Annotated in this window: 7 protein-coding genes and 1 pseudogene; 1 reads left to right on the top strand and 7 read right to left on the bottom strand. The window is 73.4% G+C overall.

Going from position 1 to position 10,458, the window contains the following annotated elements; genetic code table 11:
- The 4 genes and pseudogenes from bacN to HG543_RS46795 all read right to left on the bottom strand — a co-directional run.
- Positions 1–87 (bottom strand): annotated as a pseudogene (gene bacN, locus HG543_RS46810) (bactofilin BacN); the annotation flags it as partial.
- Between the two features lie 59 nt (positions 88–146).
- Entirely contained in the window at positions 147–986 is an 840-nt protein-coding gene (locus tag HG543_RS46805) for an alpha/beta hydrolase (protein WP_169351465.1), read from the bottom strand.
- Between the two features lie 12 nt (positions 987–998).
- Positions 999–2,870 carry a tetratricopeptide repeat protein gene (locus HG543_RS46800; RefSeq protein ID WP_169351464.1) on the bottom strand — a complete coding sequence of 624 codons (1,872 nt, stop codon included), beginning with the start codon at positions 2,868–2,870 and terminating at the stop codon, positions 999–1,001.
- Positions 2,871–2,913: 43 nt separating this feature from the next.
- Positions 2,914–5,421: an ATP-binding protein gene (locus HG543_RS46795; protein ID WP_169351463.1), complete on the bottom strand. Its 2,508-nt coding sequence runs from the start codon at positions 5,419–5,421 to the stop codon at positions 2,914–2,916.
- Between the two features lie 508 nt (positions 5,422–5,929).
- Here HG543_RS46795 and HG543_RS46790 point away from each other — a divergent pair.
- A complete protein-coding gene (locus HG543_RS46790; protein WP_169351462.1) occupies positions 5,930–7,525 on the top strand; it encodes a hypothetical protein in 1,596 nt (531 codons plus the stop codon).
- An 8-nt stretch (positions 7,526–7,533) separates the two neighbouring features.
- On the opposite strand, the gene HG543_RS46785 is transcribed toward HG543_RS46790, so the two are convergent.
- The 3 genes from HG543_RS46785 to HG543_RS46775 form a co-directional block, all read right to left on the bottom strand.
- The gene (locus HG543_RS46785; protein ID WP_169351461.1) at positions 7,534–8,274 is read right to left on the bottom strand and encodes a TlyA family rRNA (cytidine-2'-O)-methyltransferase; all 741 of its coding nucleotides are present in this window, start codon (positions 8,272–8,274) and stop codon (positions 7,534–7,536) included.
- The gene (locus tag HG543_RS46780) at positions 8,271–10,028 is read right to left on the bottom strand and encodes a 1-deoxy-D-xylulose-5-phosphate synthase (RefSeq protein WP_169351460.1); all 1,758 of its coding nucleotides are present in this window, start codon (positions 10,026–10,028) and stop codon (positions 8,271–8,273) included. Before HG543_RS46780 ends, HG543_RS46785 begins: the two co-directional genes overlap by 4 nt.
- Positions 10,028–10,458: polyprenyl synthetase family protein (locus HG543_RS46775; RefSeq protein WP_211194640.1), on the bottom strand; the 431-nt coding region annotated here is incomplete at its 5' end. The genes HG543_RS46780 and HG543_RS46775, both read right to left, overlap by 1 nt.

The raw sequence follows: 10,458 nt of genomic DNA, 5'->3' as shown, positions 1-10,458 counted from the left end.
CCCCTCGATGACCAGGTCCCCACCTCCCGTGAGGTTGCCCTTGATGACGATGCCCTTGCCGATGATGCCCGTTTCACCCGTTGCCATGCGGTGACCTCACCCAGCGCGCCGACGCCTGTCCGTGGGCGCCGGGCGACCTGATTATGTCAGAGATGCGCGGAGATCCAGCCGGAGATATCCCGGAACACCTCCGCCCGCCCCACCTCGTTGAGGGGCTCGTGGAGCATTCCGGGGTACTCCTTGAACTTCTTGTCCACCGAGCCCGCCGTCTCGAAGAAGACCCGAGCCGCCGCCGGGGCGGCCACGCCGTCCTCCGCGCCGCACAGGACGAACAGCGGGGCTTGAATCTTCGGCGCCAGCAGCATCGCCTCGGCCTGGGCCTTGGTGGACTCCAGGAACCAGCGGGGCGTGACGACGCGGGAGTAGAGCGGGTCCTCGCGGGTGGCGCGCTGCACCTCCGGGTCCTTGCTCAAGTCCTTCTCCGTCAGCTCCGTCTTGAGGGCCAGCCATGGCACCAGCTTTCCCACCGCGCGCGCGGCCAGCAGCTTCATGGCCGGGGGTGTAATCGCCAGCTTGAAGTAGGGGGCTGACAGCACCATGCCGGCCAGGCCCTCCACCCGGCGGGTGCCCGCCCACTGCACGGCCATCAGCCCGCCGTGGCTGTGGCCCAGCAGGAAGACCTTCCCGCCGCCCGCGGACTTGCGCACGCGCTCCCAGAAGACCTCCAGATCTTCCACGTAGTGGGGCCACGCCTCGCAATAGCCCCGGCGTCCATCCGCGCGGCCATGGCCCCGGTAGTCGAAGCCGTGCACCGCGAAGCCGTCCGCCAGCAGCGCGTCCGCTACATACGTGTAGCGGCCGAAGTGGTCCCCGTAGCCGTGGACGATGGCCACGTGCGCGCGGGGCTCGCCGTCGGGGAGGCTGGACCGCCAGAAGAGCCGGGTGCCGTCCCTGCCATTGAAGAAGCCCTCGTCATGGCGCGCCATATGCGCCTCAACTTAGCGGCCCGACGCACGCGTGGGTAGCGCCTTGAGCTTGCGCTCCAGTCCGGCGCGCTGGCCGGGGGGCTCGGCGGACTCGGGGTCCAGCGTCAGCACCTCCAGGGCCCGGCGCCAGGCGCTGGCGGCGTCCTCCGCGCGGGAGGCGCGCTGGTAGGCGTCCCCCAGGTGCTCCAGGATGACGGGCTCGTCCGGGGCCAGCGAGGAGGCCTTCTCCAGCGCCTCCACCGCGCGCAGGTACTCGCCGCGCCGGAAGTACACCCAGCCCAGCGTGTCCAGGAAGGCCCCGGTGTCCGGGCGCAGCTCCAGCGCGCGCAGCACCTTGCGCTCGGCCCCGTCCAGCTCCCTCCCCGCCTGGGCCAGCAGGTAGGCCTGGAAGTTGAGCGCCGCGGCGTGGTTCGGGTCCACCTCCAGCACCGCCCGCATCCGGGCCAGCGCGCCGTCCACGTCGCCCTGGCGCTCGTGGGCCGCGCCCAGCACGTACAAGAGCTCCTCGTCCCGGGGCGCGCGCGTCACCACCTCGCGCAGCAGGGTCAGCGCCTCGGCTCCCCTCCCCTGCCGGTGCAGGGTGGCGGCCAGCGCGTCGTACAGCGCGGCGGAGGGGGTGGCGGCGAGCCCCTCGCGCAGGACGGCCTCGGCCTTCACGGGCTGTCCGGAGCGCTCCAGCGCCCGGGCGTACTGCGTGCGCACCTCGCCGACCTCGGGGGCGTCCTGGAGTGCGGCGCGCAGCAGGGCCAGGGCGCGCGGGTGCTCGCCGGACAGCGACAGGCAGCGGGCGCGGCGCAGGCGTGCGTCGGGGAAGACGTCATGGCCCTCGGGCACCCCGGCGAAGGCGGCGGCCGCGTCCGCGAAGCGGCGCATGCGCTCGTGCACGAGGCCCGCGTAGTAGGCCAGCCGGGGCTCGTCCTCTCCGGCGCGGCGGGCCGAGTCCAGCACCTCCGCGGCGGCGGCGGGCTCGCGCGCGGCGAGGTAGCTGAAGGCCACCCGCACGGCCATCTCCGGCTCGGAGGACAGCGACAGCAGCCGGTCGAAGTAGGCGCGGGCGCGCACCACGGAGTGGGCCTTGAGCGCGGCGCGGCCGGCGGCCAGCAGCACCTCCGTGCTGTCCGGGTCCCTCCGCAGGGCGCTCGCCAGGGCCTCCTCGGCCTCGACCGGGCGGCCCGTGCCCTCGTACAGCTTCGCCAGCGTCGCCAGCACCTCCACGTCGCCCGGATCCCTCCGGCGGGCCTCCGTCAGCAGGCGCTCGGCGCGGGCCGTGTCGCCGCGCTCGGCCAGGGCCAGCCCCAGGCGCTGGTAGCCGGACGCCTCGCCGGGCAGCGCCAGCGCCAGCGCGTCCACCACCTTCACCGCCTCGTCCGGGGCGCCAGCCTCCAGGTGGAGCTGGGCCAGCACGAGGTACGCCTCCGGCTCGCGCGGCTTGAGGGCCACCGCGCGCCGCAGGTGCAGCCGCGCCCGGGTGAAGCGGCCCGCCTCCAGCAGCACCCGCCCCAGGAGCACGTGGGCCGGGTAGTACGCCGGGGAGCGCTCCACGGCCCGGCGCAGCTCGCGCTCGGCCTGGTCCAGGTTGCCCAGGCGCGCGTACTCCTCCCCCAGCCGGGTGAGCAGCAGGGGGTGCCCGTCATCCGTGGCCAGCGCGAGGCGCAGCGCGTCCACCGCGCCCCGGTGGTCCCCGGCATGGTGCCGCAGCCGCGCCTGGAGGTAGTTGGCGTAGCTGGCCGAGGACGAGTAGCGCCCCTCGTCCGTGGCCGCCGCGTCCATGGCCTCGCGCATGGCCTCGCGGTCCACGCGCGGGCGCTTGGGCGGCGCCGCGGACGCACTCCCCGCCACCAGGGCGAGGAGCAGCGCGCGGACGAGGTGGCGGGAGGGGCTCACGCGAGAGGGAGTCTAGCGCGCCCCGCCCCCGCGTGCAGGCCCGTCACGTCTCCTCGGGCGGCGGTGCGCCCAGCTTCTCCAGCAGCTTCTCCACCGGGTCGCTGTCCTGGCTCACGTCCGCCACGGCCGAGCGGTACTCGACGTCCGTCACCTTCTCCACATCCGGCTGCATGCGGTTGATGACGTTGCGCGCGGGCTCCGCCTGGCACTCGGGGAGGATGACCACGAAGACGCCGCCGCCCAGGTGGGAGATGGCATCCGGGTGGCGCACCCGCTTGCGCATGACGTCCGCGATCTTGGAGGGCACCGGGTCCACCGGGCGGTCCGGCCGCAGCACCGCGAGGCTCAGGGGGCGGTGGAAGCGGCGGCTGCGCGTCAGCTCCTGCTCCAGGCGCAACAGCAGCCCGCGCCGGTCGTGCAGGCCCGTGGCCGGGTCGCTGCCGGTGCGCCGCTGCAGGGCACTGGCCCGCTCCTTCTCCTGCTGCTCGCGCTCGCCCTGGCGCAGCTTGAGGGCGCGCTCGGTGCGGTTGAGGAGCTCCACCGCGGCGAACGGCTTGCTCATGTAGTCCACCGCGCCCAGGTTGAGCGAGCGGACCTTCTCCGCCACGCCCTGGTGGGCGGACAGGAGGATGACCGGGATGTGCGCCGTGTCCGACGAGGACTTCAGCGCCATGGCCGCGTCCAGGCCGTCCAGCTTCGGCAGGAACACGTCCATCACCACCAGGTCCGGCCGCTGCGCGCGCGCCTTGGCCAGGCCCTCGGCGCCGTCGCGCGCCACCTCCACCCGGTACTTGGAGCGCAGCACCTCGGACAGCACCGCGGCGATTTCGGGCTCGTCCTCCACCACCAGCACGCGCGGCTGCTCCTGCGGCAGCGTCGCGGCGGGCGCCTGGGGCCGCGGGTTGCGCGGCGCCTCCTGCGCCAGCGGCAGGGTGAAGACGAAGATGCAGCCCTTGTCCGGCGGGCTCTCCGCCCAGATTTCGCCGCCGTGCAGCTCGACGAACTCCTTGCAGATGGCCAGCCCCAGCCCCGTGCCCTTCCCGCCGTGGCGGTAGCGGTCGAAGACCAGGTGCAGCTCGTCCGGGGGGATGCCCACGCCGTCGTCCTGCACGCACACCTTGACGGCGTCCCCGTCCGGGCGCGCCAGCCGCTGGGTGCTCACCACCACCTCGCCGTCCTGGCTCGCGTGGTGGATGGCGTTGGTGATGAGGTTCTGCAGCACCTCGTGCAGCTTCACCTCGTCGCCGATGAGCATCAGGCTGTCCGGGCACGCGGAGCGCAGGGACACACCCCGGTCGGCGGCCAGGATTTCCAGCTCGTTGACGGCGTCGCGGCACAGCTGCGCCACGTCCAGCACGCGCGGCTCGATCGACAGCCGCGCCGCCTCGCCCTTGCCCTTCTCCAGGAGCGACTCGACGAGGCCGAGGATCTTCTTGCCCTGGCGGATCATCGCCTCGGCGGACTGCTTCTGCTGGGCCTCCAGCGGGCCCTCCAGCAGCAGGCGGCCGTGGCCCAGCAGCACCTGGAGCGGCGCGCGCAAATCGTGGCTGCACACGGCGATGATTTCGTCCTTCAGCCGGTTCAGCTCCTTGAGGCGGCGGTTGGCGTCGTTCAGCTCCTGGTAGCGCTGCACGTACGCCAGCTCCAGGTCCTCGCGCTTCTTCTTCACCGCCGTGTGCAGGCGCGCGTTGCGGATGGAGTTGGCCAGCACGCCGGCCACCGCCTGCGCGAACTCCTGTTCGTCGCGGCCGAAGGACGCGTCCACCCGCGACACGCGCAGGAAGAGCGCGCCCAGGAGGTCGTCCTGGCAGATGAGCGGCTGCACCAGGATGGACTTCACGCCCAGCGGCATGATGGAGGTGCGCACCTCCGCCATCAGCGGGTCTCGCTGCGCCTCTTCAATCAACACCGGCTGGCGCGTCTCCAGGGCGCGGCGCAGCTCCGGGTAGCGGGCCACCTCGATGTCCAGCTCGACGAGGCTGGGGTCCTCCTGCGTGGCCACCACACGCGCGGTGCGGGCATGGCTGCCCTCCACCAGCACCACCGAGCAGCGGTCCGTCCCGGTGACGCGGCCCACCTTGTCCACGGCGATGCGGAGGATTTCCTCCAGCTCCAGCGAGCTGGTGGCCGCCTGGGTGATCTCCAGCAGCATCCCCATCCGCAGCCGGATGCGCTCCTCGCGGTCCCTCAGCCGGCCCGCGCGCAGCGCCGCCTCCAGCCGGGGCACCACCTCGTCCGCGCCGCGAATCCAATCGTCCACTGGCAGACGCTTGAGGGCCTCCGTGGAGCGGGTGCGGCCCATGTCCACCAGCACGGGGAGTCGCTGCAGGCGCTCCACCTTGCGCAGCGAGTCCAGCATCTCCGCCGCCCGCTTCGCCGACAACGCCAACAGCACCACCTCGGGCTGGAGCGCGTCGGCCGCCTGGGCCAGGCCGCTCTCCTGCTCCGCCGCCGCGCACTGGTAGCCGCTCGCCGTGAGCCGCTCCATGAGGGCGTCGCCCGCCTCCTTGGCGGCCACCACCAGCACGCGTCCCCGCTGATCCGACTGCATCTCGACTCTCACGGTGCACCCCGGCCCCGCCGGCCGGAAGCGGCTGGCTGGTGAGGCTGCGAATACACACTGCGTGCGAAAAGGTACATGGTTCGGATCCGGATCATGCCGCTGAACACGGCCTTCGGCCAGAGCGGCGGACTTCGGACGGGGGGAAGGGTGAGAGAGCCTGCGCGGCCTACACCGGACCGCTAAGCATTTCCCACCATTACCGCGTCCTCCCTCGTGCCGCCCGGGCGGGGCATGGGCTCCTTATCACCCCGAGCCGTCCCGCGCGCGAACACCCGGGGTGGGAGCACCTTTCCTCCCCCAGCGTGGGCCCGGCCGGCCGCCCCACTCACCCTCGCCCGAGCGCCAGCACGGCTGCATTTGCAACTGGCTGGCGCGGAAGCCGGGTAAAGCGCGGCGTCCGGGCGTCCTCACCGGGCCGGCGCGGGGGGCGGACCCGGCGCTCCACGCGCACCGCGAGTGGGGCCCCCGCGTGTTTCTTGAAGTAGAGTGCCGCGCCATGCCCCACCCATTCCTGATGCGGCCCGCCCGGCGCGCCGCCCTCGCCCTTGCCGCCAGCATGGCCACGGCCTGTGGCGACTCCAAGCCTCCGTCCATCCCGGATCCGCCCCAGGTCCAGCTCACGGTCCCCGAGGGCACGCTCGCGTCGACGAGCCTCAAGGTCGTCGTCACCGTGTCCGGCTGCGAGACCGTGTCGAGCCTGGTCATCAACGACCGGGACACGCCCATCAAGACCTTCCCCTACAGCGCTGGCACCGCCACCCTGGAGCTGCAGGCCGCGGACCTCCCCTACCGCACCGCCGGGCTCGCCGCGAACCTCTCGCTGGTGGCCGAGGCCACGTGCGATGACGGCCGGAAGAACCGCTCCGCGCCCCAGCCGGCCAGCTTCCTGCCGGTGGCCCGCAGGGTGGTGAACACGCAGAACGGCCAGCAGGTCGTCACCGACTTCTTCATCGCCGAGGGCAGCGGCGCCAACGTGACCTTCCTCGGCTGTGGAAATCCCGGCACGGGCCTGCCCACCCTCTATCGCGTCGACGCCAACGGGCAGGTGAAGGGCGAGTGGCAGATGCCCTTCGCCTGCACCGCGGACACCGCCATCACCGAGCGGCACCCCGTCACCGGCAAGCGCTGGGTCTGGACGCCGGGCGAGGGCGCGATGGCGGTGGACGCCAACAACCTCACCATCACCTCCCGGACGCGCTCGGACCTGCGCCCCACCCTGCTGACGGTGATGCCGCAGGGGGACGCGCTCATCGTCACCCGCATCCACGAAATCATCCGGCTGTCGCACACCCCCTCCTCCCCGTCGGGGAACGTCGGCACGGAGCGGCTGCTCTTCGACGAGGTCGAGCCCCTGCTCACCCCGCCCATGGTGATTGGCGACCGGGTGCGGTACGCGCACATGGGCGTCGCCAATGACCCCTCGCAGACCGCCGTGCAGGTGAGCGACGTGGATGCGGAAGGACGGGCGGAGTTCCCCATCCACAACCTCCTGGACCGGTACACGCTGCGCACCATCTCCCGGAGCGACGGCACCCCCGTGGGCGCCTTCAACGCCGATGGCAGCATCCTCTACCTGGGCTCCCAGCTGGCGGGGGGCCAGTCCCACGTCCAGTCCTGCTCGGCGACCCGCGGCGAGTGCGAGGGCGGCAACCAGGCCTGGACGAGCACGGCGCTCCCCGCCCCCCTCTCCGGGCTCATCTTCCACGGCCCCACGTCGCGCGTGGTGGCTCGGGGCAAGCAGCGCGTGTGGATGCTGGACAGCAATAGCGGCGTCATGCGCAACAAGGACAGCCGCTCCGTGGACGCCAACGGCGCGCTGAACGTGCTCCAGGTGCTGCCGGCCCGTCCTCCCGCCACGGCGCTGTTCCTGCTGACGGGCCCCGCCCGTACGGCGGGCGGGCTCGCCACCTACCCGCAGGAAATCGTCGCCATCGAGCAGACGTCCAGCGGCGAGGCGCGGGAGCTGTTCCGCTACCAGGAGCCCGTCAGCCTGAGCGCCGCCGTGGACGAGGAGGGCCGCGTGTGGCTGCGCACGGGGCTCAACCTGGTGCAGACGCTGCCCATGGGGGACTACCGCCGCTACCGGCCGTAGTCCGCCGCTCAGGGTCTGTCGGCGACGAGGAGCGCTTCCACGTTGCCGGCGGGCCCGGGCACGGGCGAGTCCATCAACCCGCGCACGGTGAGGCCCTGCTCGCGCACGAAGGCCGTCACCGAGTCGATGGCCTCCTGGCGCGCGGCGGCGTCCCGCACCACGCCGCCCTTGCCCACGCGGTCCGGGCCCACCTCGAACTGGGGCTTCACCAGGGCAATCAAGAGCCCGCCCGGCTCCAGGTACGTCAGCACCGAGGGCAGCACCTGGGTGAGCGAGATGAAGCTCACGTCGATGACGACGACGCCCACCTTCTCTGGCAGGTCCTCCTCGGTGAGGTAGCGCGCGTTGACGCGCTCGCGCGAGCGCACGCGTGGGTCCTGCCGCAGCTTCTCGTGGAGCTGCCCGTAGCCCACGTCGATGGCGTGCACGCGCGTGGCGCCATGCTGGAGCAGGCAGTCCGTGAAGCCGCCGGTGCTGGCGCCAATGTCCGCGCACACGCGGCCCTTCACGTCCAGGCCGAAGCGGTCGATGGCGGCCTTCAGCTTCAGCCCTCCGCGCGACACGTACGGCAGCACCTCGCCCTTGAGGCGCAGCTCCGCCTCGACGGGCACCAGCGAGCCGGGCTTGTCCAGGCGCTGGTCGTCCACCACCACCTGCCCGGCGAGGATGAGCGCCTGGGCCTTGGTGCGCGACTCCGCCAGCCCGCGCTCCACCACCAGCACGTCCAGCCGCTCCTTGCGAGGCTTCACCGCCGGCCTCCTTCCAGCAGCTCGCGGCCCGCGCGCAGCAGGCCCGCCGCGTCCAGGCCCAGCTCCGCGCGCTGCGCCCGCGCGTCGCCATGGGGCACGAAGGCGTCCGGCAGCCCCATCAGCCGCACCCGCGCCGGCACGCCGCGCGCCGCGTACAGCTCCAGCACCGCGCTGCCCAGCCCACCGCGCGTGGTGCCCTCCTCCACCACCACCACATGGCCGCCCGCGGCGGCCTCCAGCAGCGCGGCCTCGTCCAGCGGCGAGGCGCACCGCGCGTCCAGCACGCTCCACCCGGCCTCCGCTCGCGCCGCCTCCAGCGCCGCCAGCCCCAGCGGGCCCAGTGTCACCAGCGTCAGCCGGGGGGCCTGGGCGCGGCGCAGCCACCGCGCGCCCTCCACGGGCGCGTCGACCGGATGCGCGGGCACCTCCGGCGGCAGCGCCGGCAGGGTGCCTCGGGGGAAGCGGATGACGGAGGGGTGCGGCGCCGCCAGCGCGGTGGCCAGCATGGGCTCCAGGTCCTCGCCCACCATGGGGGACCACAGCCGCAGGCCCGGCAGCGGGCGCAGCGAGGCCACGTCGTAGGTGCCCTGGTGCGTGGCGCCGTCCGCGCCCACCAGCCCCGCCCGGTCCACCGCGAAGACGACGGGCAGGCCCGGCAGGCACACGTCGTGGATGACCTGGTCGTACGCGCGCTGGAGGAACGTGGAGTAGATGGCGCACACCGGCCGCGCACCCGCGGCGGCCAGGCCCGCGCTGAAGGTGACGGCGTGCTGCTCGGCGATGCCCACGTCGTGCACCCGGTCCGGGAAGCGCGCCTTCAGCGCGTTCATGGCCGAGCCCTCCAGCATCGCCGGCGTCACCGCCACCACGCGCGAGTCCCGCGCCATGGCGTCTTCCAACACCGCCGCGAACGCCTCGCTGAAGGTGCGCTGGCCCTGGCGCGAGCGCACCAGCTTGCCGTCGCGCCACTCGTACGGGCCCATGGCATGCCCGCGCGTCTGCGCGTCCGCCTCGGCCGGCGGGAAGCCCTTGCCCTTCAGCGTCAGCGCGTGCACCACCACCGGGCGCGAGGACGCCTTCGCCTCGCGCAGCGCGTGCACCAGCGCGCCCAGGTCATGCCCGTCCACCGGGCCCAGGTAGGTGAAGCCCAGCCCCTCGAAGAAGGCGCGCGCCCCGCGCGTGCGCAGCAGGGAGGGAATCGCGCCCACGTTGGCGCTGATGGACATCTGGTTGTCGTTGAGCACTACCACCAGCGGCAGGTGGCTGCCCCCCGCGTTGTTGAGCCCCTCGAAGGTGAGCCCGCCGGTGAGGCCGCCGTCGCCCAGCACCGCCACCACGTGCCCGCGCTTGCCCAGCACCCGGCGCCCCTCCAGCACGCCCAGCGCCGCGGATACCGCCGTGCACGAGTGCCCCGCCAGCAGCGCGTCGTGCGGGCTCTCGCGCGGGTCCAGGAAGGGCCCCAGCCCGCCGGGCTGCCGCAGCGTGTGCATCCGCTCGCGGCGTCCGGTGAGCAGCTTGTGCGCGTACGTCTGGTGGCCCACGTCGAAGAGGAGCGCGTCCACCGGCGAGTGGAACACCCGGTGCAGCGCGACGATGAGCTCCACCGCGCCCAGGGACGCGCCCAGGTGGCCGCCCACGCGGCCGCAGATGGAGATGATGTCCTCGCGCAGCTCCTCGCACAGCCGAGGCAGCTCCGCCTCCGGCAGCGCCCTCACGTCCGCGGGCGAGGCGACGCGTGCCAGCACTCCGGACATCAGGACTTCCGCTCCACCGTGTAGCGCGCCAGCGCCGCCAGCGGCCCGTCCTCGCCCTCCAGCGGCCGCACCGCCGCCATGGCCTGGGCCACCTTCTCCTCCGCCATGCGCTTCGACGCCTCCAGGCCCACCACCGCCGGGAAGGTGAAGCGCCCCGCCGCCGCATCCGCTCCCGCCGGCTTGCCGAGCTGCTCTGGCGTGGCCGTCACGTCCAGCACGTCGTCGGCAATCTGGAAGGCGAGGCCGATGGCGTCCCCGTACGCGTCCGCGCGGGCGAGCGCGTCCACGTCCCCACCACCCGCCAGCACGCCCATGCGGCACGCGGCGCGGATGAGCGCGCCCGTCTTCAGCCGGTGCAGCCGCACGAGGTAGTCCAGCGCCGCGGGCCGGTCCTCGGCGGTGTCCCGGTCTCTTATACACATGTGACGCT

Source organism: Pyxidicoccus fallax (assembly GCF_012933655.1).
Classification (GTDB): Bacteria; Myxococcota; Myxococcia; order Myxococcales; family Myxococcaceae; genus Myxococcus; species Myxococcus fallax.
This window is presented reverse-complemented; position numbering and strand designations above follow the sequence as displayed.